The sequence below is a fragment of the Pseudarthrobacter sp. NBSH8 genome, from assembly GCF_014217545.1.
Taxonomy (GTDB): domain Bacteria; phylum Actinomycetota; class Actinomycetes; order Actinomycetales; family Micrococcaceae; genus Arthrobacter.
Genome location: NZ_CP043178.1, coordinates 187,960 through 211,265, shown reverse-complemented (window position 1 = coordinate 211,265; position 23,306 = coordinate 187,960). Strand labels below are relative to the sequence as shown.

The following is a 23,306-nucleotide window of genomic DNA, read 5'->3' as shown; positions in this document are numbered from 1 at the left end:
TGCGGTGAACGAGGCCATCGAGGGTCTGATATTCACGGCGGAACCGGGTTCGCCGGTCACGCAAAAGCCCGCCAGCCTGAGTATCCAGGCTGGCGGGCAGAGGGGTTTCACTTAGCCGCGCAGGCGCTCCATGCCGGGATCGAAGAGCGGCTCGGCCGTGACGGTCGCGGCGATGCGCTCACCGAAGTACTCGATCTCCACCGAGTCACCGACAGAAACCGACGCCGGCAGCCAGGCGTACGCGATCGGCTTGCGCACGGAGTAGCCGTACGCCGCGCTCGTGACGTACCCGGCAGGCTCGCCGTTGACATACACCGGTTCCTTGCCCAGCACGACGGAGGTGCCGTCGTCGACGGTCAGGCACCGCAACGCCCGGGTGGCGGGCTGATCCTTACGGGCGGCCAGCGCCTCCCAGCCCACGAAGCCTTCCTTATCCTTTGCAATCGAGAAGCCCAGCCCGGACTCGTAGGGGTGGTGCTGCGTCGTCATGTCCGTGCCCCAGAGCCGGTAGCCCTTCTCAAGCCGCATGCTGTTGAAGGCTCCGCGTCCGGCGGCGATGATGCCATGCTCCCGCCCGGCCTCGAACAGCAGGTCCCAGAGCTTCAGCCCGTATTCCGCGGTGGTGTACAGCTCCCAGCCGAGTTCACCGACGTAGGACAGACGCATGGCCGTGACGGGGATGCCGCCCACCGAGATTTCCTTGGTCCGGAAGTACTTCAGGCCGTCGTTGCTGAGATCGTCCCCGCTGACTTTCCCGATCACCTCGCGGGCCAAGGGTCCCCACAGCCCGATGCAGCAGGTGCTGCCGGTGATGTCGGAGACGTGCACCCACTGGGCAGGATCCGCGGCCGACTGCCTCCTGGCTTCGACGCGCAGGTAGTCGAAGTCCACGTTGCTGTTCACGCCCAGCTGGAACTGTTCCTCCGCGAGCCGGGCAACGGTCACGTCGCTGCGGATGCCGCCGTCGTCCGCCAGCAGCAGGCAGTACGTCACTGCGCCGGGCTTCTTGGCGATGTTTCCGGTGCTCAGGCGGTGCAGCAGCGCCTGAGCACCCGGCCCGCTGACCTCCAGCCGCTTCAGCGGTGTCATATCGTAAAGCCCGACGGCGGTGCGCGTCTTCCACGCTTCAGCCGCGGAGATGGGGGACGAGTACATGGCTGCCCACTCGTCCCGCTCCGGCGCCTGCCACTCGACCGGAAGCTCGGCCAGCAACCCGCGGTTGGCCTCGAACCAGTGCGGACGCTCCCAGCCCGCGGACTCGAGGAAAAACGCCCCGAGTTCCTTTTGCCGGGCGTTGAAGGGGCTGAGCCGCAGGTCACGCGGGGATTCCCTGGGCTGCAGCGGGTGCATCACGTCGTAGATTTCCACGAAGTTCTGCTGGGACGTTTCGCTGACGTACTGGTCGCTGGTCTGGACCTTCTCGAACCGCGTGAGCTCGCAGCCGTGCAGGTCGGTGCGGGACTGGCCCTCGGTCAGCAGCTCGGCCATGGCCCTGGCGACGCCGGCCGAATGGGTGACCCAGACTGCCTCTGCCACAAAGAAGCCTTCGACGTCGGGCGACTCCCCCATCAGCGGGCCGCCGTCGGGAGTGAACGAGAAGATGCCGTTGAAGCCGTCTTCGATCCGGGTTGCGCGCAGGGCCGGAAGCAGGTCCTGGCAGTCCTCCCAGGCCGGGGCGAAGTCTTCCAGCGTGAAGTCCAGGCGGGAAGGCATGTGGTGCTCTGACATGTCCTCAGCGCCGACGCGGGGCAGCTGTTCCATGTCCACGGGCATCGGTTTGTGTGCGTAGCTGCCGATGCCGATCCGGTTACCGTGTTCGCGGAAATACAGGTCGCGGTCCTGGTACCGCAGGATGGGCTTACTGGCCCCGTTGGGCATCTCGTTGACGCCGCGCAGCCCGTCCAGCGGCGTGGTCTTGACGTACTGGTGTGCCAACGGCAGCAACGGGACCTTCATGCCCACCATCTTGCCGAGCTCTCGGCCCCAGAAGCCGGCGCAGGACACCACGATGTCTGCCGGGATCACGCCGTCGGCCGTTTCAACGCCGGTGACCTTGCCGCCTGCCTGCTCGATGCCGGTCACCGCTGTGGAACCGAGGAATGTCACGCCCGCTGCAAGTGCCCTGCTGATCAGCAGCTGGACCGCGCGGGCCGCGGAGGCCAGGCCGTCGGTGGGAACGTAAAGGCCGCCGAGAACAGTGTTGCCGTTGGCAAGCGTGCCGGAGTTCAGCAGCGGGTAATGCTTCCGGCACTCATCCGGGTCGATGATCCGGCCTTCGATGCCCCAGGAAGTGGCGTAGCCGAGCTTGCGTTCAAGGTCCTTCAGCCGCGCCTCGGTGGTGGCCAGCTCAAGCCCACCCACCTGGTTGAAGCAGGACACCCCGTCGGCACTGAGGGAGAGCAGCTTGTCCACCGTGTAGCTGGCGAATTCGGTCATGGTCTTGGACGGATTGGCCTGGAAGACCAGGCCGGGCGCGTGCGAGGTGGAGCCGCCGGCCAGCTCCAGCGGCCCCTGTTCGACGACCGTGATGTTGTTCCAGCCGCGGCTGGCGAGTTCGTCCGCGAGGTTGGTGCCGACGATGCCGGCGCCGATGATGACAACGCGTGGTGATGCGCTCATGAGTGGTTCTCCTGGTTCGCGTTAGCGGAATACGACTGTGCGGGTGTTGTTGAGCAGGACGCGGTGCTGACAATGCCACTTCACGGCCCGGGACAGGGCCTGCGATTCGGCATCGCGGCCCACGGTCACCAGGGCCTCCGCATCCAGGCTGTGGTCCACCCGGAACACCTCCTGCTCGATGATGGGGCCCTCATCGAGGTCCGGCGTCACGTAGTGCGCCGTTGCCCCGACGAGTTTCACGCCGCGGTCATAAGCCTGGTGGTAGGGCTTGGCGCCTTTGAAGCCGGGCAGGAACGAGTGGTGGATGTTGATGGCCCGGCCGCGGAGGCTGGTGCACAGGTCGTTGGACAGCACCTGCATGTAGCGGGCCAGGACCACCAGGTCCGCGTTATACTCGGCCACGAGGTCCAGCAGCCGGGCCTCGGCTTCCGGTTTGCTGCCGGCCGTCACCGGCACATGGATGAAGGGCAAGCCAGCGGCTTCGGCCATGGCGCGCAGGTCCTCGTGGTTGGAAACCACGACGGCGATCTCCGCGCCCAGGCTGCCCGCCTGCCACCGGAAGATCAGGTCGTTGAGGCAGTGCCCGAACTTCGAGACCATCACCAACAGCCGCTGCGGCCGGCCGTCGTGGATGCTGAAGTCCATGCCGAACTCCCCGGCCGTGGCTGCGAACTCGGCCCTGAGGCTATCCGCCGTCTGCCCGGTGGATCCAGCGGTGCCCGCCGGGTCGCCGAAGCCGTCACTTTGCCTGAAGGCGGTGCGCAGGTAGAGGTTGCCGCTGACGTGGTCGTCGAACTGCTGGTGCTCCACGATGTCGAATCCACGGTCTGCCAGGAAGGTCGTAATGGCACGTACGATGCCGGGTTGCTCGGGGCAGGAGAGAGTGAGTACAAGTTCTGCTGTCCTCGCCCCCTTACCGGCCGCATGGTAGTCGGCGGTACGTCCTTGAAGAACTGCGGTCATTGGTCTCTCCTGGTTGCTTGTGTCGTTCCCGGGCAGGGCCCACCATCAGAGCGGTGTTCCTCGCATTCATGTTTGGTCACGAGGTCGAACTGGACTCCGCCGTGTTCGTCCACGCCGGCGCGGATGGCGCGTTCGACGACGGATTCCGCCAAGCGGTTTCTCAGGGCGATCGGATCGCGGCGCAGATCCCGGACCAGTGCGAAGCAAAGCAGCAACATAACTACGGCGAAGGGCAACGCGGAGACAATCGTGATGTTCTTCAGGCCGTTGAGGGCTGCGCTGGGGTCGTCCCCGCCGGCCAGCAGCATGACAGCCGCGATGGCTCCGGTCAGGACTCCCCAGAAGATCAGCACCCGCTTGGACGGTTCCAGCCGCCCGTTGGAGCTGAGTGAACCCATAACAATGGAGGCCGAGTCAGCGCTGGTAACGAAGAAGATGCCGATCAGAACCATGGCAAGCAGAGCAATTCCGATACCGACTGCCGGCGGGACTTCGAGGTTACGGATCAGGTCGAACAGCGCGCCTTGGAAGGAGATGCTTGGTACGCCGTCAACGGTTTGGACCAAGCCATCAGTGGTGTCGGCCGTGGCATCGGCACGCTGCTGGATGTCGAATGCAGTGCCGCCAAAAATCGAGAACCAGATGACGCTGACGACGCTTGGCACCAGCAGTACGCCGGTAACAAACTGGCGAATGGTGCGGCCTCGGCTGATGCGCGCGATGAAAATGCCGACAAACGGGGCCCAGGATACCCACCATGCCCAGTAGAAAATGGTCCAACCGGACATCCATTCACGAAGCGCGTCGTCCCCCACGGCCTCAGTCCGGGATGCCATGGACGGCAGATCCCGAACATAGTCTCCGATGGCAGCGGGGACCAGGTTCAGGATAAACAGCGTGGGGCCCACAATGAACACAATCCCGGCAAGTGTCAGGGCCAGCACCATGTTGATGTTGGAGAGCCACTGGATACCGCGTGCGATGCCCGAGGCCGCAGAGGCCACAAAGCAGATCGTCAGCGCGGTAATGATCAGAACCAGCACCGGAGAGCCGATTTCGCCGACCCAGCCGTTGAACTGTAGGCCGCTGGCAATCTGCAGGGCTCCCAAGCCCAGCGAGGCAGCCGTGCCGAAGAGGGTGGCGAAGATGGCCAGCATGTTGATGATCTTGCCTGCGGGCCCTTCCGCGCGCTTCCCGAAAAGTGAGATGAATGCCGAAGAGATGAGCTGACGCCGGCCGAGTCGGAAGGTGCTGTAGGCCATGGCGATGCCAACAACCGCGAACATGGCCCAGGGATGCACGCTCCAGTGGAATATCGAAGTGGCCATGGCCGTCTGGACTGCCTCCGGGGTCACACCGGCTACCGTGCCGGGCGGCGGTGCTACGTAGTGGTAGAGCGGTTCGGCGACGCCGTAGAACACCAGTCCGATGCCCATGCCTGCGCTGAACATCATGGCGATCCAGGACACGGTCCGGAACTCTGGTTTTTCACCGTCTCTGCCGAGGGGAATACTGCCAAAGCGCCCCAGTGCGAGCCACAGGACGAAAATCACAAAGAGTGACGCCAGGCTTACGAAGATCCAGCCGGTGTTTTCGATGACCCACGCCAGCGCGGCGGTGGAAGTCGCGCCGAGGGACGCGGAATTGGTGAAGCCCCACACAACAAAGGCCAGCGCCAAGGCTCCTGTCACTCCGAAAGTGACCTTGTCCAGCCCCTCAAGCGAGCGGCCGGGACGTCTTCCGGCGGAAAGGTCCGTTTCGCTCTCCCGCAGTTCGTTCAGGATCTGTTCGTCGTTTTCGTGCCGTTCGGACTCTTCCACGTCGGCTTCATTGTCGGGGGCGGAGGGGTCTTCGGTGCCGTCGCGAAGAGCGGCTCCAGTGTTTATTGCCATGAACGATTCCTTTGATGGATGCATTGGCGGACTAAACGTGGCCGTCTACTGTCAGGCCAGGGGGGAGGTTGGGAACCTCCGTGGATTCGGCGATCATGATGTCGCCGTCGATCACTGTTACTTCATGGGAGCGCACCGGCAGCTTGGCCGGCGGCGCGTCTACGCTTCCCGTGCGCAGGTTGAACCTGGAGGCGTGCAGCGGGCATTCCACCCAGCAGTCCTCCACCCAGCCGTCCGCCAGCGAGGCGTCCTGGTGGGTGCATGTGTCGTCGATGGCAAAGAGCTCGCCGTCTTCTGTGTGGAAGACGGCGATGGGCGGCGACGTATTGAGCCGCAGCGCTTCCCCAGGAGCCAGTTCACTGAGCGGGCATGCCTTGTGCATGGTTGGACCTCTTGTTTTCTTCGGGGACCCTGTGTCTGCCGCGATGGCCGCAACGTTCCGTAGTGAACAACAGCAATCGCCATATGCAACACAGTGCGCCAGCTCACAGTGCTTGTCAAGAGTTTTCTCTTCTGTTGCGGTCTCCAGACTTCCTGGCTTTCCACCCTTGACAGTGACCGTGGCATAGATCACGCTGTTGCATATAGCGATTGTTGTTGCGTACAAAGCAATTGAAAGAGGCCGTATTGATGCAGACGCTTGCGATTATCGGAGCCTCCCTGGCGGGACTTTCCGCCGCCCGGGCGGCCCGCGCCCAAGGCTTTACCGGACGGCTGGTCATCATCGGCGATGAACCCCACCGGCCGTACGACCGCCCGCCGCTGTCCAAGGACTTCCTGCTGGGCGCGATCAGGGCCGAGGACCTATTCCTGGAAACCGACGCCGATGAGCTGGCGGCCGAATGGGTGCTGGGGGCAGAGGCCGCTTCCCTGGACGCGTCCTCGCGGACCGTCTTCCTTAAGGACGGCCGCACCATACAGGCGGACGGCATTGTCATAGCCACCGGAGCGAGGGCACGGCGGCTGCCCACACTTGCCGGGCTGAGCAATGTCTTTACCCTCCGTACGCTCGCGGACGCACAGAGCCTAGCCCCCGAGCTGGTGCCCGGCAGCAGGATGGCCGTGATCGGGGCAGGCTTCATCGGCGCCGAGGTTGCCGCCGCTGCCGCGTCGCGGGGCATGGAAGTGACCATGATCGATACGAAGCCCGTGCCGTTCGCCGCGCAGCTCGGAACGGAGATGGGCGGCGTGGTCGCCGGACTCCACGCAGCCAATGGGGTGGAGCTCATTTCTTCCGCCGTGATCGAGGACTTCTACAGCGGCGAAGGCAACGTCACCGGAATCCGGCTGGCCGGCGGACGCTACGTGGGCGCAGACGTCGTGGTGGTTGGCATTGGAGCCGAGCCCAACATCGGGTGGCTGGAAGGCTCCGGCCTGGAGCTGCGCGGCGGGGTACTGTGCGACGCCATGGGTCGCACCGGAGTGCCGGGAATAGTGGCCGTGGGTGACTGCGCCGCCTGGTTCGACCAGGCAGCGGGCACGCACCGCCGGATGGAACACTGGACCGGCGCCCTTGAGCGGGCAGCCGTCGCCGTCGAGGCACTCCTGGACGCTGACGCCGCTCCCAGGCCGGCCAAGCCGCACTATTTCTGGTCCGACCAGTATGGCGTCAAGCTGCAGTTTGCCGGCCATTCCGCCGGCTACGACCGGGTGGAGGTCGAGGTGGGCGACGTCCACGCGCACAGCTGCCTCGCCGTCTACTACCGCGATGATGTGGCAGTGGCGGTCCTTGGCATGAACCAACCCCGCCTGTTTACCAAGTGGCGCCGGAGCCTCGCGGCGCCGGTACCCGATGTGGCGGCACCCGTCCGCCTGGACGTTCCCGGACTCGTGGGGGCCGCCGTCGTGTCCTGAAAGCCCTGTTCCGAAGCCCCAAACCCGAAAACCCGGCCCTACGTTATGGCCTTTGTTGTTGATTTTTGTTCGTTAGGAGGACAAATTGTCTGTTGAGGTAAGTGCCCCGAGTCTGATCCCCACCCTTCCCGGCTATACATATGTGGATGAGGGCGTGTTCCGGGCCGAGCAGGAGCGGATCTTTGAGCAGATGTGGTTCTGTGCCGTCCGCTCGGCCGACCTGGACAAGCCGGGCGCCTGGCGAACGGTCCAGATCGGGCGGGAGAGCGTGCTGATCAGCCGCACCCGCAAAGGCGGGATCCGCGCCTTCTACAACGTCTGCCGGCACCGGGGCGTCAAGCTGTGCATGGAAGAGCAGGGTGAAGCCGCACGCTCATTCCAGTGCCCGTACCACGCCTGGACCTACGACTTTGAGGGCAAACTCATCGCGGCGCCCAACCTCACCAAGATGCCGGATATCGACCGCGACGAATACGGTCTGGTGAAGGTCCACATCCGCGAATATCTGGGCTACGTGTGGGTGTGCCTGGCGGACGAGCCGCCGTCGTTCGAAGAGGACGTGATGGGTGCCATCGAGGAGCGGCTCGGCGACCTGAAGGCGATCGAGGGCTACGACGTGGCCAACCTCAGCCTGGGCCGCCGAATCCGCTACGACGTGAAGGCGAACTGGAAGCTGATCATTGAGAACTTCATGGAGTGCTACCACTGCGCCACCATCCATCCGGAACTGACGGAGGTCCTGCCGGAGTTCGCTGACGGGCTGGCCGCGCAATACTTCGTGGGACACGGCGCGGAGTTCGGTGCGGACGTCAAGGGCTTCACGATAGACGGCTCGGAGGGGCTCGACCTGATTCCGGGAATCGAGGAGGGCCAGGACCGCCGCTACTATGCCATCACCATCAAGCCCACGGTGTTTGTGAACCTGGTCCCGGACCACGTGATCATCCACCGCATGTTCCCCATGGCCGCGGACCACACCATCGTGGAATGCGATTGGCTGTACCTGCCCAGTGTTGTGGCGAGCGGCAAGGACGTCACTTCCTCAGTGGAGCTGTTCCACCGCGTCAACCAGCAGGACTTCGACGCCTGCGAGCGCTGCCAGCCGGCCATGGGCTCGAAGGTCTACGCCAAGGGCGGTGTGCTGGTGCCAAGCGAGCACCATATCAGCGCCTTCCACGACTGGGTGCAGGAGAAGGTCGGGGACATCGCCCCGCGCGGTTGAGGCGTTACCGGCCTCCGGTGTAGCCCATCTTTGCGCTGATCTGAAGGCCGGCCTGCTTCAGTGCTTCGAGGAGTCCCGGCGACGTTTCCGGATCGAAGCGGAAGGCCGGCCCGGAGATGCTGACCGCACCGATGACCGCACCCACGTGGTTCAGCACAGGCACGGACGTTGAGTTGAGCCCGATTTCGAACTCCTCCCGCACCACCCCGTAACCATCACGGGCGACGTCGAGCAGCTGGGTTTCGAGCTCTTTCCTGTTGGTGATGGTCCGCGGAGTCCGCGGCGGCAGCCCGGTCTCCTTCAGGACGCGGTCCCGCTCGTCCGCGGGCAGCGCAGCCAGCAGGACCTTCCCGCTCGACGTCGCGTGCAGGGGTGTCAGGCTGCCCACCCAGTCATAAGTGGCCAGCGTGGACGGGCCCATCGCCTGGTCCACGTTGACGGCGTAGTTGGAGCGCAGGACAGCAAGGTTCACCGTCTCCTTGAATTCCTCCGCCAGGCTTTCCAGCACCGGCCGGGCTTCGCGGACCAGGCTGAGCCGGCCGGGGATGGAGCTGGCCAGCCGGAGGATGCCGAAGCCCAGCTGGTACTTACCCCGGTCGCTGTTCTGCTGGACCATTTCCCGGCTCACCAGCGAACCCAGCAGCCGGGAGACGGTGGATTTGTGGATGCCCATCTCTTCGGCGATGTCGCTCACGCCGGCGTGGCCGTCCCGCGCCAGGATCTCCAGGACTGCGAGGGCCCGGTCCACGGACTGGACCCCGCCGTGCTGGCCTGTGTCCGCATCGACGTCGGATTCGCGGTCATTGTTCGAAGCCATGATCCATACTCTCAAGTAATGTGCGGCTTGCCTGCCCGCCACGAAGGCCGCTTAGAGCGTCCTATCAGTTAGTTCGACCCTTCGATCCTATGCCGCCGGGCGCTCGGGAGCAGGCATTGCGTTACGGCGGCCGGAGGTCGGCGCAGACCGTTATTGTGTGCCATCGCGACTGCGTCCCTTCGCGCGGAGGCTTCAAGGGGCATCAACCGGGCAAGCTTTCGAGGGTCCGGACTGCTAGAGCACCTTGCGGATGGTTTCCTCAAAGCTGGTGACGTGGTGCAGGGCAAGCTCGGCCGCCCTGTCGGCGTCGCCCGCGGCGACCGCCTTGAGCAGGTCCACGTGCTCGGTGATGTGGCCACTGACCGATGGGACCTTGTCCAGGACCAGGCACCAGATGCGCGTAGCCAGGTTGTCGTAGCGGATCAACGTGTCTTCCAGGTGCGGGTTGGCGGCCGCCTTGTAGATCAGCCGGTGAACCGTCAGGTCGTACCTCATGAGGTCGCGCGTCTCCCCGGGGTTGGGATCCAGCTTCGCAATGGCATCAGCGACCTGCAGCAGTTCACGGCGCATGGACTCGCTTGCCCTGTTGGCCGCACGGCGCGCGGCCAGCGGCTCCAGCAGTTCCCGGATCGCCGAGACATCGGCCAGTTCCGTGAAGTCCACATTCGTGGCAAAAGTACCGCGGCGCGGATAGGACACCACCAGATGGTCTACCTCCAGCCGCTTGATAGCCTCTCGCACCGGCGTGCGGCCGAAGCCCAGCTCGGCCGCCAGCTGCCCGTCGTTGATCGGCTCGCCGGGGCGGATTTCGAGCATGATCAGCTTGTCGCGCAGCTGCCGGTAGGCGGCCTCCGCCTGCGACGGCGCTTCATCCTCGGCGGGAGGCAGTACAGGAAGTGCATTCAAGGAGCCGCTCCATTCTTCGCTTGCGCGGCTCCGAGCTTCCAACCGGAAGCTCGGGGCCATCTTGCCACCAGCTATTGACTATTGTGTGATTCCAATCATACCATTGACCTAACACTGATATATCAGTTATCACAACAGTGGTATTTCAAAGGAGCATCCGTGGTTGAGCAGTTGAACGATCGACTTTCCCTCGTCGATCCCGAGGTCCAGCAGGCCATTAGCAATGAGCTGGTCCGCCAGCAGTCCACGCTGGAAATGATCGCCTCGGAGAATTTCGCCCCGTCCGCCGTCATGGAGGCGCAGGGCTCGGTCCTGACCAACAAGTACGCCGAGGGCTACCCCGGCAAGCGCTACTACGGCGGCTGCGAGCACGTGGACGTCATCGAACAGCTCGCCATCGACCGGGTCAAGGCACTGTTCGGTGCCGAATTCGCCAACGTGCAGCCGCACTCCGGCGCCCAGGCCAACGCCGCCGCCATGTTCGCCCTGCTGGACCCGGGCGACACCATCATGGGCCTGAGCCTGGCCCACGGCGGGCACCTCACCCACGGCATGAAGATCAACTTCTCCGGCAAGCTCTACAACGTGGTCCCGTACCACGTGCGTGAAGACGACCTCCGGGTGGACATGGCCGAGGTCGAAGCACTCGCCCTCGAACACCGCCCGAAGCTGATCGTCGCCGGCTGGTCCGCCTACTCCCGCCAGCTCGACTTCGCCGAGTTCCGCCGGATCGCCGACCTCGTGGACGCCTACCTCATGGTGGATATGGCCCACTTCGCCGGCCTGGTGGCTGCAGGGCTGCACCCCAATCCGGTGCCCTACGCCGACGTCGTCACCACCACCACGCACAAGACCCTCGGCGGCCCTCGCGGCGGCGTCATCCTCGCCAGGGAAAAGTACGCCCGCAAGATCAACAGCGCCGTGTTCCCCGGCCAACAAGGCGGCCCGCTGGAGCACGTCATCGCCGCCAAGGCCGTGGCCTTCAAGCTCGCCGGCACCCCTGAATTCAAGGAACGCCAGGAACGCGTCCTGCAAGGATCCAAGCTGCTGGCCGAACGGCTCCTCCGTGACGACGTCTCCGCGGCCGGCATCTCCGTGGTCAACGGCGGCACCGACGTGCACCTGGTCCTGGTGGACCTCCGCCACTCGGAACTGGACGGCCAGCAGGCCGAAGACGCGCTGCACCGGATCGGCATTACGGTGAACCGCAACGCCGTACCATTCGATCCCCGCCCGCCGATGGTGTCATCCGGACTCCGCATCGGCACACCAGCCCTCGCCACTCGGGGCTTCGGTGCCGTGGAGTTCGCCGAGGTTGCGGACATCATCGCAACGGCGCTCATCGCCGCTGCCAGCGCTGCATCACTTAGCGAGGACACCGCCGTCGAACTCCGCGCCCGGGTGACGGCCCTGGCAGAACAATTCCCCCTTTACCCCCACCTCACCGCCGACGCCGCCCTGGCGGGCGTTGAGGCAGACATGATTGGAGCAGCCCAGTGAGCAACCAACAGCTCCCGGAGCACCCGGATTTCCTCTGGCGGAATCCGGAACCCAAGTCCTCCTACGACGCCGTGATTGTGGGCGGCGGCGGGCACGGCCTGGCTACCGCCTACTTCCTCGCCAAGAACCACGGGATGACCAACATCGCCGTCCTGGAAAAAGGCTGGCTGGCCGGCGGCAACATGGCCCGGAACACCACCATCATCCGTTCCAACTACCTCTGGGACGAGAGCGCGGCCATCTACGAGCACGCCCTCAAGCTCTGGGAAATCCTGCCGGAAGAGCTCGAGTACGACTTCCTGTTCAGCCAGCGCGGCGTGATGAACCTCGCCCACACCCTGGGTGACGTCCGCGAAAGCATGCGGCGGGTCGGAGCGAACAAGCTCAACGGCGTGGACGCGGAATGGCTTGATCCGCAGCAGGTCAAGGAACTCTGCCCCATCCTGAACATCAACGACAACATCCGTTACCCCGTTATGGGCGCCACGTACCAGCCCCGTGCGGGCATCGCCAAGCACGACCACGTTGCCTGGGCTTTCGCCCGCAAATGCGACGAACTCGGCGTGGACATCATCCAGAACTGCGAAGTCACCGGCTTCGTCAAGGACGGCAACCGCGTGGTGGGCGTCAAGACCAATCAAGGCACCATCAACACCGAAAAGGTGGGCCTGTGCGCTGCCGGGCACAGCTCGGTCCTGGCCGAAATGGCAGGCTTCCGGCTCCCCATCCAGTCGCACCCGCTGCAGGCGCTTGTGTCCGAACTGCACGAGCCGGTCCACCCCACCGTGGTCATGTCCAACCACGTGCATGTCTACGTCTCCCAGGCACACAAGGGCGAACTGGTCATGGGTGCCGGCGTGGACTCCTACAACGGCTACGGCCAGCGCGGCTCCTTCCACGTCATCGAGCACCAGATGGCTGCCGCCGTCGAACTCTTCCCCATCTTTGCCCGGGCGCACGTGCTCCGGACGTGGGGCGGCATCGTGGACACCACCCTGGATGCCTCCCCCATCGTGGGCAACACCCCGGTGGAGAACATGTTTGTGAACTGCGGCTGGGGCACCGGCGGCTTCAAGGGCACCCCGGCCGCAGGCCTCACCTTCGCGCACAACATCGCCACCGGGACCCCGCACGAACTGAACAAGCCGTTTGCGCTGGAACGCTTCGAAACCGGCGCCCTGATCGACGAACACGGCGCAGCCGCCGTCGCCCACTAGCCGCCGTCCCCCAGAAAGAAGACGCACATGCTGCTCATCCCCTGCCCCAACTGCGGCTCGCGCGACGAGACCGAGTTCCACTACGGCGGCCAGGCCCACGTGGCCTACCCGGAAAACCCCACCGAGCTGAACGACCGCGAATGGGCCGAATTCCTGTTCTACCGGGACAACACCAAGGGCGCCTTCGCCGAGCGTTGGCTGCACAGCACCGGCTGCCGCCAGTGGTTCAACATGCTCCGCGACACCGTCACCTACGACATCCAGTCCGTCTACCCGATGGGCACGCCCCGGCCCGCACCGGCCAACCCGGCCGTCCCGGACTCAGGCACTGCCAGCACCGCCGCTGACAGCACCACCACCGGTGCCGCCGCGCCCAGCACCTCAGCAACCAGCATCACCGCCCCGGAAGGAGCAACCAAGTGACTTCCCAGAACGCCCGCCTCGCCGCCGGCGGACGCATCGACCGCACCATGTCCTGGCGCTTCACCGTGGACGGCGAGGAATTCACCGGACACCCCGGCGACACCCTCGCCTCCGCACTGCTCGCCAACGGCCGGATCGCCGCCGGAAACTCGCTCTACGAAGACCGGCCCCGCGGCATCATGTCCGCCGGGGTGGAGGAAGCCAACGCACTGGTCCGGGTCGAAGCACGGTTCCCGGGCCACGTGGCCGAATCCATGCTCCCCGCCACCACCGTCACCCTGGTGGACGGCCTGAAAGCGGACCTGCTCAACGGTCTGGGCCGCCTGGATCCCGAGGAAGACCGGGCTGAATACGACAAGAAGTACGTGCACACCGACGTCCTGGTGATCGGCGGTGGCCCCGCCGGACTGGCCGCCGCCCGCGAAGCGGTCCGCACCGGTGCCCGCGTGATGCTCATGGATGACCAGCCCGAACTGGGAGGATCGCTCCTGTCCGGATCCACTGCGCCCGCACTGGCCGAGGACATCGAAGGCAAGCCCGCCCTGGAATGGGTGGCCGACGTGGAAGCCGAACTCGTCTCCGGAGCCGAAAGTACGGTCCTGAACCGCACCACGGCCTTCGGCGCCTACGATGCCAACTACGTCATCGCGGTGCAGAACCGCACGGACCACCTGTCCAGCCCGGCGGCGCCCGGTGTATCCCGGCAGCGGATTTGGCACGTGCGTGCTAATCAGGTGGTGCTGGCCCCCGGCGCCCACGAACGGCCCCTGGTCTTCGAGAACAACGACCGGCCCGGCATCATGCTCGCCTCGGCCGTCCGCAGCTACCTCAACCGCTACGCCGTGGCCGCAGGGCAGCGCATCGTCATCAGCACCACCAACGACAGCGCCTACTCCCTCGCCGCGGACCTGCGCGCCGCGGGCGTCAAGATCCAGGCCGTCGTGGACGCCCGTCCCGCGCTGACCGCTGTGGCAGCCGCCGCCGTCGAAGCAGGCACCCGCGTGCTGATCGGCAGCGCCGTGGCGGACACCGCCGCCGGCGCCAGCCCCGATGGCCGGCTGAATGCCGTCACCGTCCGCAGCATCAGCGAAGACGGCGCCCTCACCTCCGGCATCGAGGAAATCGCCTGCGATCTGCTCGCTGTCTCCGGCGGCTGGAGCCCGCTGGTGCACCTCCACTCGCAACGGCAGGGCAAGCTGCGCTGGGACGAGGACCTGGCGGCCTTTGTGCCGAGCACCGTGGTGCCGAACCAGCAGACCATTGGCTCCGGCCGTGGCAGCTTCGAAATCGGGGACTGCCTGGCCGAGGGCATCTCCGCCGGCGCCGCGGCTGCCATTGCGGCGGGCTTCGAGTCCAGCACAAAGCCCGCTGCCCCCGGCGAGCCGAAAGCGTCCGCCCCTACGCGCCAGCTGTGGCTGGTGCCCGGTCAGACCGGCACGCCAGACGACTGGCACCACCACTTCGTGGACTTCCAGCGCGACCAGTCCGTGGCCGACGTCCTGCGATCCACCGGCGCCGGCATGCGGTCCGTGGAGCACATCAAGCGCTACACCTCGATCAGCACCGCCAACGACCAGGGCAAGACCTCAGGGGTCAACGCGATCGGCGTCATCGCAGCGGCGCTGCGGACCGCCGGCGAAGCCTCCCGTGGCATCGGCGACATCGGCACCACCACCTACCGTGCACCGTTCACCCCGGTGGCGTTCTCGGCCCTCGCCGGACGCCAGCGCGGCGAACTCTTCGATCCCGCCCGCCTCACTTCGGTCCACCCGTGGCACGTCGCGCAGGGTGCCCTGTTCGAGGACGTCGGGCAGTGGAAGCGGCCCTGGTACTACCCTCAGGCCGGGGAAGACATGGACGCTGCCGTGCTCCGGGAGTGCGCCGCCGTCCGCGAATCCGTCGGTTTTATGGACGCCACCACGCTGGGCAAGATCGAAATCCGGGGCAAGGACGCCGGTGAGTTCCTCAACCGGATGTACACCAACGCGTTCAAGAAGCTCGCACCGGGTTCCGCCCGCTACGGCGTGATGTGCATGGCGGACGGCATGATTTTCGACGACGGCGTGACCCTGCGCCTGGATGCGGACCGGTTCTTCATGACCACCACGACAGGCGGCGCCGCGAAGGTGTTGGACTGGCTGGAGGAATGGCTGCAGACCGAATGGCCTGAGCTGGACGTGCACTGCACCTCGGTGACCGAACAGTGGTCCACCATTGCCGTCGTCGGGCCCAAATCCCGGGCGGTGCTCGCCAAAGTGGCGCCGGAGCTGGCAGCCGACGGCGGCCTCGAAGCAGATGCCTTCCCGTTCATGACATTCCGGGAAACCACGCTGGCTTCCGGCGTCCAGGCACGGATCTGCCGGATCTCGTTCTCCGGCGAACTGGCCTACGAGATCAACGTGCCGTCCTGGTACGGGCTGAACACCTGGGAAGCGGTAGCCGCAGCCGGGGCTGAATTCAACATCACCCCCTACGGCACCGAAACGATGCACGTGCTCCGCGCAGAGAAGGGTTACCCCATCGTTGGCCAGGACACCGACGGTACGGTCACCCCGCAGGACGCGGGGATGGAATGGGTGGTCTCGAAGGCCAAGGACTTCATCGGCAAACGCTCCTACGCCCGGGCCGACGCCCAGCGCGCGGACCGCAAGCACCTGGTCAGCGTCCTGCCCGTGGACGGGACGCTGAGGCTGCCCGAAGGCACCCAGCTTGTGGAGAAGGGCATCGCCACGAACCCCGCCTACGGCCCGGTCCCCATGGAGGGGTTCGTGACCTCGAGCTACCACAGCGCCGCTCTGGGCAGGTCCTTCGCGCTGGCCCTGATCAAGAATGGCCGCAACCGCATCGGCGAGACCCTGGTGGCCGCCGCCGGCGACCAGCTCGTTGACGTTGTTGTCGCCGAAACCGTACTTTTTGACCCCGAAGGGACCCGCAAAGATGGCTAACACAGCAGCACTCGACGGCATCAATGGACTCCGCGACATCCGCCGCAGCCCGGCCTCACACCTGGCCGCGGCAATGGATGCCGGCTCCATCCAGGGAACGGTGGTCCTGAAAGAAGGCCTGTTCCAGACCATGGCCGGCGTCCGGGTGGATCCCCGCTCCGAAGAAGGCTCACGGATCGCCGCCGTTACCGGCGGCCTGCCGGCACGCTGCGGCGACGTGGGCGGCACGGACCGCGTCACCGTTCTTTGGCTGGGACCCTCCGAGTTCCTGGTGGTGGCACCGGAAGAAGCCCACGATTCCCTGGGCGGTGACCTCATCGGCTCCCTCGTGGCCGCGCTGGGCGATGCACCGGGCCAGGTTGTGGACCTCTCCGCCAACCGCACCACGTTCGAGCTCTCCGGTCCGCGCGCCCGGGCCGTCCTGGAAAAGGGCTGCGCCCTGGACCTGCACCCCCGCAGCTTCACCACGGGTGCAGCCCTGTCCACCGAGGTAGGCAATATCCCGGTGGTCCTGCAGAAGATCGGGGAGGAAAGCTACCGGCTCTTCCCCCGGGCCTCGTTCGCGGAGTTCCTGGGCCGTTGGCTCCTGGACGCAATGAGGGAGTTCGCTTCCCCCGAGGTGCCCTGATGGCGCTTAGCGCCCTGGACCTGTTTTCCGTTGGCATCGGGCCGTCGTCCTCACACACGGTCGGCCCGATGCGGGCGGCAAAACTGTTCGCTGACGGGCTCAAAAGCGGCGGGCTCCTGAGCTCAACCACCCGGGTCCGGGCCGAACTGTTCGGCTCCCTTGGTGCCACCGGGCGGGGCCACGGCTCCGACAAGGCGGTGGTACTGGGCCTGCAGGGCCTGGACCCGGAGACGGTGGATACCTCCACCGCCGACGACCAGGTGGCCGCAGCCGCCCTCGACGCCGAACTTATGATCTGCGGGGATCACCGGGTGGACTTCAACTGGGACGAGGACGTAGTACTGCACCGCCGCAAGTCCCTCCCCGCCCACCCCAACGGCATGACCTTCCGGGCCCTGGACCACGCCGGCACCGTCCTTAGCGAACGGAGCTTCTACTCCATCGGCGGCGGATTCGTAGTGGACGGCGACGCCGATTCCGGCGACAGGGTGGTGGCCGATGACACCGCCCTGCCATACCCGTTCACCAGCGCCGACGAACTCCTGGCGATCTGCCGGCGCGAGGGGATGTCCATTTCCGACGTGATGCTCGCAAACGAGCTGGTGTGGCGCAGCGAAGCGGAGCTCCGCGAGAAGCTGCTGGCACTCTGGGCCGTGATGCGCGAGTGCGTGGACAACGGCTGCGCCGCGGAAGGAATCCTTCCCGGCGGACTCAACGTCAGGCGGCGGGCGCCGTCGTTATTCAAGACCCTGACGGCGGATACGGGCGTCACTGATCCCCTCCGGGCGATGGAATGGGTCAACCTGTTCGCCCTCGCAGTCAACGAAGAAAACGCCGCGGGCGGGCGGATTGTCACGGCTCCCACCAACGGCGCGGCCGGCATCGTGCCTGCCGTCCTGCACTACTACGTCAAGTTTGTTCCGGGGGCCGACGACGACGGTGTGGTCCGCTTCCTCCTCGCGGCGGCCGCCGTCGGGATTCTTTTCAAGATCAACGCCTCCATCTCCGGCGCCGAAGTGGGCTGCCAGGGCGAAGTGGGCTCTGCCTGTTCCATGGCTGCAGCGGGCCTGTGCGAGGTCCTCGGCGGCACGCCCGAACAAGTGGAAAACGCCGCCGAAGTGGGGATCGAGCACAACCTCGGGCTGACCTGCGACCCGGTGGGCGGCCTGGTGCAGATCCCCTGCATCGAACGGAACGCCATCGCCAGCGTCAAAGCGATCAACGCCGCGCGGCTGTCCCTCCACGGGGACGGCAGCCACAAAGTGTCCTTGGACAAGGCCATCAAAACCATGCGTGAGACAGGAGCGGACATGAAAACCAAATACAAGGAAACCTCCCGCGGAGGTCTCGCCGTCAACGTGATCGAGTGCTGAGCCATGACCGACATCCAGACTGAAACACGCCCGTTGCCGGTCACAACCGTGGAACACGTCCTGACGCTGGACTGCCCCGAGACGCCGGGCATCGTCCACGCCGTCTCAGGTTTCCTGCTGGAGCATGGCTGCGACATCGTGGACAGCAAGCAGTTCGGCGAACGGTCCGAGGCGCACTTTTTTATGCGCGTGCACTTCGCGTCCGACGGCGATGCCTCCACCGCTGACACGCTGCGGGCCGCTTTTGGCCCGGTGGCGGAGCGGTTCGGGATGAGTTGGCGGCTGGAGCGGCACGGCGCCAAGCGCCGCGTGCTGATCATGGTGTCCAAGTTCGGCCACTGCCTGAACGACCTGCTGTTCCGTGCCAGAACCGGTGAGCTTCCGGTGGAGATCGCCGCTGTGGTCTCCAACCACACGGACCACCAGACGCTGGTGGAATGGCACGGCATTCCGTTCTTCCACGTGCCCGTCACCGCCGGCACCAAACCGGCCGCCGAGGCCCGGCTGCTGGAACTGGTGGATGAACTCGACGTGGAACTGGTGGTGCTGGCCCGCTACATGCAGGTGCTCAGCGACGAACTCACGCGCAAGCTCGACGGGCGCGCCATCAACATCCACCACTCGTTCCTGCCCAGCTTCAAGGGCGCCAAGCCGTATCACCAGGCGTACGCGCGCGGCGTGAAGACCGTGGGGGCCACCGCCCACTATGTCAACGCCGAGCTCGATGAAGGGCCGATCATCTCCCAGCAGACCGTTGAGGTAGACCACACCTACGGCCCCGAGGACCTTGTCGCTGCCGGCCGGGACACCGAGTGCAAGGCGCTCAGCAACGCCGTGCGCTGGCACTGCGAGGGCAGGGTCATCCTGCAGGGCAACAGGACGGTGGTGCTGCGATAGATCCGGTAGGAGTCCAGGCCGCGCCTGACGACCATGCCGGAAGCCAGATCACAAAGGGGCACAGGCTCGTGCTATGCCGCACTGGCGCCTAAAACCACAAAACTGACGGAAAGAGAACACTTCGTGAACCAGCCAATACCTCTTCCCCTGATCACGGGCAGCAACCGCGTCAAGCGGGGCATGGCTGAGATGCTCAAGGGCGGCGTCATCATGGACGTCGTCAACGTTGAACAGGCCCGCATCGCCGAAGACGCCGGTGCCGTTGCAGTCATGGCCCTCGAACGCGTTCCGGCCGATATCCGTGCCCAGGGCGGCGTGTCCCGCATGTCCGATCCGGACATGATCGACAAGATAATCGACGCCGTCTCCGTCCCGGTGATGGCCAAGGCCCGGATCGGCCACTTCGTCGAGGCCCAGGTCCTGCAGTCCCTCGGCGTGGACTACATTGACGAGTCCGAGGTCCTGACCCCGGCCGACTACGTCCACCACATCGACAAGTGGAACTTCACGGTTCCCTTCGTCTGTGGCGCCACCAACCTCGGTGAGGCGCTGCGCCGCATCAACGAAGGCGCGGCCATGATCCGCTCCAAGGGCGAGGCCGGCACCGGCGACGTCTCCAACGCCACCGGGCACATGCGCCAGATCCGCGCCGAGATCGCCAAGCTCGCCGCCCTGCCCGAGGACGAGCTCTACGTCGCGGCCAAGGAACTGCAGGCCCCGTACGAACTGGTCAAGGAAGTTGCCGCCGCCGGCAAGCTCCCCGTGGTCCTGTTCACCGCCGGCGGCATCGCCACCCCGGCCGACGCCGCCATGATGATGCAGCTCGGCGCTGACGGTGTATTTGTCGGTTCCGGTATCTTCAAATCCGGCAACCCGGCCCAGCGCGCCGCCGCCGTGGTCAAGGCCACCACCTTCTTCGATGACCCCGACGTCATCGCCAAGGCCTCCCGCGGCCTCGGCGAAGCCATGGTCGGCATCAACGTCGACGAAATCCCCCAGCCGCACCGCCTCGCCCAACGCGGCTGGTAAGACTCTTCGCCGCCCAGCGTCAAGGAGAACCATGACAGCAAGCGCGGAAAAGATGACCACAGTCAGCGCCGGGAACTGCCTGAGGTTAAGGAGGAAACCCTGCTCCGGTGAACCGGACAGCCGCAACTGTCCCTACTGCGTCGGCCGAAACGGACAAGGAACCGTCCGCAAAAGGTTCCTGGCCGTGGCCACCGTAAAGGCACCGGTCAACCCTGCCCAACCGCCGCCATGACCCAAAGTCCAATCATCACCGCAGAAGACCGATCACAGTCTCGATGAGGAGTAAAACACCATGCAGCAACTCGCGCACCGGCTCGAACGTCTGGGCACCGAAACCGCCTTCAGCGTCGCCCAAGCCGCAGCCGGATGGAAGGCAAAGGGGAACCCCGTGTACCCCTTCCATCTCGGCGACATTAACATCCCAACGGCCCCGCATATCGTCGAAGCAATGAACCGGGCCATCGCCGACGGCTACACGGGCTATTGCCCCGGCCCTGGCATCCCCCAGCTGCGCGAAGCCCTCGCCGAGGACATCGGAGCCCGCCGGGGCATCGAGTTCACCCCGGACAACGTCGTGGTGATGACCGGCGGCAAGCCCGTTATCACCAAGTTCCTGCAGGCGGTCATGAACCCCGGCCAGGAAGTGCTCTATCCCAACCCCGGCTTCCCAATCTACGAATCACAGATCGAATACCTCGGCGGCACGGCAGTGCCTTACCGTTACGTGCCCACGAGCCAGGGGTTCGCGATCGACCTCGACCAGGTGCGCGCATCGATCACCCCGAACACTGTCGCAATCATCTACAACGACCTGCAGAACCCCATCTCGGCCGAGTCGACGGCGGCCGAGCGGGAGGCAATCGCACAGCTCGCGCAGGAGCACGACCTCTGGGTACTCTCCGATGAGGCGTACTTCGAAACGCGATATGAGGGTGTCTCGAACTCGATCGCGTCGCTTCCCGGCATGGCGGAGCGCACAGTAATCCTCTACACCTTCAGCAAGAAGTTCGCCATGACCGGATCCCGCCTCGGCTGCGCCGTCGCCCCGATCGAGATCGCCAAAATCCTCAGCACACTCAACACCAACGACGAGTCGTGCACAACGCACTACGTGCAATGGGCCGGCATTGAAGCACTCCGCGGAACCCAGCAACCCGTTCAGCAGATGCTCGACATCCTGCGCGGGCGCCGGGATGCCGCATGCGAACTCGTGAACGACATCTCCGGCATGCACGTCGCCGTGCCGCAGTCGACCTTCTACCTGTTCCCCGACGTCACCGAGGTCATGGAGCGCATGGGGTACACGGCAGTCGGCGATTTCGCCTCAGCAGCGCTGTACGAAACGGGCGTCTCCTTCTGCACACGTGAGCACTTCGGTCGCCGCCAGCCCGGCGAAGAGCGGCAGTACATCCGTCTCGCCTACTCGGGGATCGACGTCGCCGATATCCACGACGGCCTCGGCCGCCTGCGCAAGTGGATCGAGACGGCATGAGCCGGGTCGTCGTCACGGGACGTGTACCCGAAACCGCACTCGAGAAGCTGCGTGCAGAACACGAAGTCGATGCCTGGGCGGGTCCGGAGTCGATTGGCCGCGAGGAGCTCCTGCGCCGGGTAACCGGGGCCGATGCCGTGGTGAGCCTGCTCACCGAATGCATCGACGCCGAGCTGCTCGACGCCGCCGGCCCGCAGCTCAAGGTCGTCGCGAACGTCGCCGTCGGCTATAACAACATCGACGTGCCAGCTTGCACCGGGCGGGGCGTCGTCGCCACCAACACACCGGGCGTGCTCACGGAGGCCACGGCCGATATCGCGCTCGGCCTCATCCTCTCAGCAACCCGCAGGCTCGGCGAGGGCGAACGGCTCATCCGCTCAGGCAAAGACTGGAAGTGGGGCATGTCCTTCCTGCTCGGCAGCAGCCTCCAGGGAAAGACCCTCGGCATCGTCGGTATGGGCGGCATCGGCCAGGCGACCGCACGCCGGGCCAAGGCTTTCGGAATGGAAATCGTCTACCAGTCACGCAGTGAGATCGAACCCGTTCTTGCCGACGAGCTGGGCGCCCAGCGGGTCGAGCTCGATGAGTTGCTGGCCATATCCGACATCGTCTCCTTGCACTGCCCCTACGGACCGGCTACCCACCACCTGATCGGCGCCGGGCAACTCGCAGCCATGAAGGACACGGCGTACCTCATCAACACCGCGCGGGGTCCGATCATCGACGAAGCAGCCCTCGCTTCAGCCCTTCGCGAGGGGCGGATAGCCGGCGCCGGGCTCGACGTTTTTGAAAACGAACCCAAGGTGCACCCCGGATTACACGAGCTCGAGAACGTGGTGCTCGTGCCGCACCTTGGCTCCGCCACCGTCGAGACCCGAACCGCGATGGCGATGCTCGCGGCCGAGAACACCCTGGCAGTGCTCAGCGGCGAACGACCGCCCACCCCGATCAATTAAAAGCACCTGGCGTCCACCGAGCGAGGCGACAACATGAACGAGTAGGAGCCCCGTCGCGAAGGCATGGGGCTCGTACTCGTTCATGTTCTTCACGAGCGAAGGAATTGCCGGGCCAGTTTCAGGGACCAATTGCGTGATTCTCTCCCCTAACGAGCGACCAAATGAAACGCCGATAACCAGCCTTCGTCAGACTGAGCCTGGGGAGGGGCTCCCAGCTGGCACATCTTTCCTTGAAGTTCGGCTAACGCGGCTTCGCGCACAGTTCCTCAACAACGGCGGCTGCGGCTTCGCTGCCCCCAGCACTACCAGAGGCGGCGGCGAGAGCGGAAATCAGCCCAGGGACAGGGACGTTTTCCGATGTGGCCACCATTGAACTCCTGCACGTGTACGGCCTAGCGCAGAACAGTCCCCCGAGGCACGGCGATGCCGGCCTTCAGCCAGAACGCACGGACCTCGCCTGGAGCCGCACCACCTTGTCCATGTGGTTGCTGCAGCCATCTTCCTCCGCTGGCTGCCCCACCATGGCTGGTTCGTCGGCACCCTGGTGGCCGCAGCCCTAGTCGGGTCCGCCTA

At 65.4% G+C, this 23,306-nt stretch carries 19 protein-coding genes; 13 read left to right on the top strand and 6 right to left on the bottom strand.

Features of this window, described 5'->3' with window-relative positions; all coding sequences use genetic code 11:
- Positions 1-111: 111 nt before the first annotated feature.
- Genes FYJ92_RS00895 through FYJ92_RS00880 form a run of 4 tightly spaced genes read right to left on the bottom strand, consistent with a single transcriptional unit; the run spans position 112 to position 5,856 of the window.
- Positions 112-2,619: an FAD-dependent oxidoreductase gene (locus FYJ92_RS00895; RefSeq protein WP_185262190.1), complete on the bottom strand. Its 2,508-nt coding sequence runs from the start codon at positions 2,617-2,619 to the stop codon at positions 112-114.
- A gap of 21 nt (positions 2,620-2,640) precedes the next feature.
- Entirely contained in the window at positions 2,641-3,582 is a 942-nt protein-coding gene (purU, locus tag FYJ92_RS00890) for a formyltetrahydrofolate deformylase (protein ID WP_185262189.1), read from the bottom strand.
- A complete protein-coding gene (locus tag FYJ92_RS00885; protein ID WP_185262188.1) occupies positions 3,579-5,474 on the bottom strand; it encodes a BCCT family transporter in 1,896 nt (631 codons plus the stop codon). The genes purU (FYJ92_RS00890) and FYJ92_RS00885 overlap by 4 nt, the downstream gene beginning before the upstream one ends.
- A gap of 31 nt (positions 5,475-5,505) precedes the next feature.
- Complete coding sequence (locus FYJ92_RS00880; RefSeq protein WP_185262187.1) at positions 5,506-5,856, bottom strand: bifunctional 3-phenylpropionate/cinnamic acid dioxygenase ferredoxin subunit; 351 nt, start codon at positions 5,854-5,856, stop codon at positions 5,506-5,508.
- 248 nt (positions 5,857-6,104) lie between these two features.
- Here FYJ92_RS00880 and FYJ92_RS00875 point away from each other — a divergent pair, with 248 nt between their 5' ends.
- On the top strand, positions 6,105-7,328 hold the full coding sequence (locus FYJ92_RS00875) for an NAD(P)/FAD-dependent oxidoreductase (RefSeq protein WP_185262186.1): 1,224 nt from the start codon (positions 6,105-6,107) through the stop codon (positions 7,326-7,328).
- An 85-nt stretch (positions 7,329-7,413) separates the two neighbouring features.
- Positions 7,414-8,550 (top strand): aromatic ring-hydroxylating dioxygenase subunit alpha, encoded by a 1,137-nt coding sequence (locus FYJ92_RS00870; protein ID WP_185262185.1) that lies wholly within the window; start codon positions 7,414-7,416, stop codon positions 8,548-8,550.
- Between the two features lie 4 nt (positions 8,551-8,554).
- Here FYJ92_RS00870 and FYJ92_RS00865 read toward each other — a convergent pair whose 3' ends face one another.
- Both FYJ92_RS00865 and FYJ92_RS00860 read right to left on the bottom strand, forming a co-directional pair.
- Positions 8,555-9,367, bottom strand: coding sequence for an IclR family transcriptional regulator (locus FYJ92_RS00865; protein ID WP_185262184.1), 813 nt, complete (start codon positions 9,365-9,367; stop codon positions 8,555-8,557).
- Positions 9,368-9,601: 234 nt separating this feature from the next.
- On the bottom strand, positions 9,602-10,273 hold the full coding sequence (locus FYJ92_RS00860; protein WP_255482239.1) for a GntR family transcriptional regulator: 672 nt from the start codon (positions 10,271-10,273) through the stop codon (positions 9,602-9,604).
- Between the two features lie 159 nt (positions 10,274-10,432).
- Here FYJ92_RS00860 and glyA point away from each other — a divergent pair, with 159 nt between their 5' ends.
- The 11 genes from glyA (at position 10,433) to FYJ92_RS18865 (ending at position 23,293) form a co-directional block, all read left to right on the top strand.
- A complete protein-coding gene (glyA, locus tag FYJ92_RS00855) occupies positions 10,433-11,773 on the top strand; it encodes a serine hydroxymethyltransferase (protein ID WP_304632677.1) in 1,341 nt (446 codons plus the stop codon).
- Positions 11,770-12,990, top strand: coding sequence for a sarcosine oxidase subunit beta family protein (locus FYJ92_RS00850; RefSeq protein ID WP_185262182.1), 1,221 nt, complete (start codon positions 11,770-11,772; stop codon positions 12,988-12,990). Before glyA ends, FYJ92_RS00850 begins: the two co-directional genes overlap by 4 nt.
- Positions 12,991-13,017: 27 nt before the next feature.
- Positions 13,018-13,413: a sarcosine oxidase subunit delta gene (locus tag FYJ92_RS00845; protein ID WP_185262181.1), complete on the top strand. Its 396-nt coding sequence runs from the start codon at positions 13,018-13,020 to the stop codon at positions 13,411-13,413.
- Positions 13,410-16,358: a sarcosine oxidase subunit alpha family protein gene (locus FYJ92_RS00840; protein ID WP_185262180.1), complete on the top strand. Its 2,949-nt coding sequence runs from the start codon at positions 13,410-13,412 to the stop codon at positions 16,356-16,358. Before FYJ92_RS00845 ends, FYJ92_RS00840 begins: the two co-directional genes overlap by 4 nt.
- Entirely contained in the window at positions 16,351-16,986 is a 636-nt protein-coding gene (locus FYJ92_RS00835) for a sarcosine oxidase subunit gamma (protein ID WP_185262179.1), read from the top strand. Before FYJ92_RS00840 ends, FYJ92_RS00835 begins: the two co-directional genes overlap by 8 nt.
- Positions 16,986-18,359, top strand: a complete 1,374-nt coding sequence (locus FYJ92_RS00830; RefSeq protein WP_185262178.1) for an L-serine ammonia-lyase — start codon at positions 16,986-16,988, stop codon at positions 18,357-18,359. Before FYJ92_RS00835 ends, FYJ92_RS00830 begins: the two co-directional genes overlap by 1 nt.
- 3 nt (positions 18,360-18,362) lie before the next feature.
- Positions 18,363-19,256 (top strand): formyltetrahydrofolate deformylase, encoded by an 894-nt coding sequence (gene purU / locus FYJ92_RS00825; protein ID WP_185262177.1) that lies wholly within the window; start codon positions 18,363-18,365, stop codon positions 19,254-19,256.
- A gap of 180 nt (positions 19,257-19,436) precedes the next feature.
- Positions 19,437-20,285 carry a pyridoxal 5'-phosphate synthase lyase subunit PdxS gene (pdxS, locus tag FYJ92_RS00820; RefSeq protein WP_255482444.1) on the top strand — a complete coding sequence of 283 codons (849 nt, stop codon included), beginning with the start codon at positions 19,437-19,439 and terminating at the stop codon, positions 20,283-20,285.
- Between the two features lie 292 nt (positions 20,286-20,577).
- Positions 20,578-21,777 carry a pyridoxal phosphate-dependent aminotransferase gene (locus FYJ92_RS00815; RefSeq protein WP_185262175.1) on the top strand — a complete coding sequence of 400 codons (1,200 nt, stop codon included), beginning with the start codon at positions 20,578-20,580 and terminating at the stop codon, positions 21,775-21,777.
- On the top strand, positions 21,774-22,733 hold the full coding sequence (locus FYJ92_RS00810; RefSeq protein ID WP_185262174.1) for a D-glycerate dehydrogenase: 960 nt from the start codon (positions 21,774-21,776) through the stop codon (positions 22,731-22,733). The genes FYJ92_RS00815 and FYJ92_RS00810 overlap by 4 nt, the downstream gene beginning before the upstream one ends.
- A 359-nt stretch (positions 22,734-23,092) precedes the next feature.
- Positions 23,093-23,293, top strand: a complete 201-nt coding sequence (locus FYJ92_RS18865; protein WP_370526081.1) for a DUF202 domain-containing protein — start codon at positions 23,093-23,095, stop codon at positions 23,291-23,293.
- The last annotated feature ends 13 nt before the right edge of the window (positions 23,294-23,306 follow it).

What these genes read in the sequence shown, in the direction of transcription:
- FYJ92_RS00815 (WP_185262175.1), top strand. Translation starts at nt 20,578, where the DNA reads ATGCAGCAACTCGCGCACCGGCTCGAACGTCTGGGCACCGAAACCGCC.
- FYJ92_RS00810 (WP_185262174.1), top strand. Translation starts at nt 21,774, where the DNA reads ATGAGCCGGGTCGTCGTCACGGGACGTGTACCCGAAACCGCACTCGAG.
- FYJ92_RS00895 (WP_185262190.1), bottom strand. Translation starts at nt 2,619, where the DNA reads ATGAGCGCATCACCACGCGTTGTCATCATCGGCGCCGGCATCGTCGGC.
- purU (WP_185262189.1), bottom strand. Translation starts at nt 3,582, where the DNA reads ATGACCGCAGTTCTTCAAGGACGTACCGCCGACTACCATGCGGCCGGT.
- FYJ92_RS00880 (WP_185262187.1), bottom strand. Translation starts at nt 5,856, where the DNA reads ATGCACAAGGCATGCCCGCTCAGTGAACTGGCTCCTGGGGAAGCGCTG.
- FYJ92_RS00845 (WP_185262181.1), top strand. Translation starts at nt 13,018, where the DNA reads ATGCTGCTCATCCCCTGCCCCAACTGCGGCTCGCGCGACGAGACCGAG.
- FYJ92_RS00835 (WP_185262179.1), top strand. Translation starts at nt 16,351, where the DNA reads ATGGCTAACACAGCAGCACTCGACGGCATCAATGGACTCCGCGACATC.
- purU (WP_185262177.1), top strand. Translation starts at nt 18,363, where the DNA reads ATGACCGACATCCAGACTGAAACACGCCCGTTGCCGGTCACAACCGTG.
- FYJ92_RS00865 (WP_185262184.1), bottom strand. Translation starts at nt 9,367, where the DNA reads ATGGCTTCGAACAATGACCGCGAATCCGACGTCGATGCGGACACAGGC.
- FYJ92_RS00885 (WP_185262188.1), bottom strand. Translation starts at nt 5,474, where the DNA reads ATGGCAATAAACACTGGAGCCGCTCTTCGCGACGGCACCGAAGACCCC.
- FYJ92_RS00830 (WP_185262178.1), top strand. Translation starts at nt 16,986, where the DNA reads ATGGCGCTTAGCGCCCTGGACCTGTTTTCCGTTGGCATCGGGCCGTCG.
- pdxS (WP_255482444.1), top strand. Translation starts at nt 19,437, where the DNA reads ATGGCTGAGATGCTCAAGGGCGGCGTCATCATGGACGTCGTCAACGTT.
- FYJ92_RS00875 (WP_185262186.1), top strand. Translation starts at nt 6,105, where the DNA reads ATGCAGACGCTTGCGATTATCGGAGCCTCCCTGGCGGGACTTTCCGCC.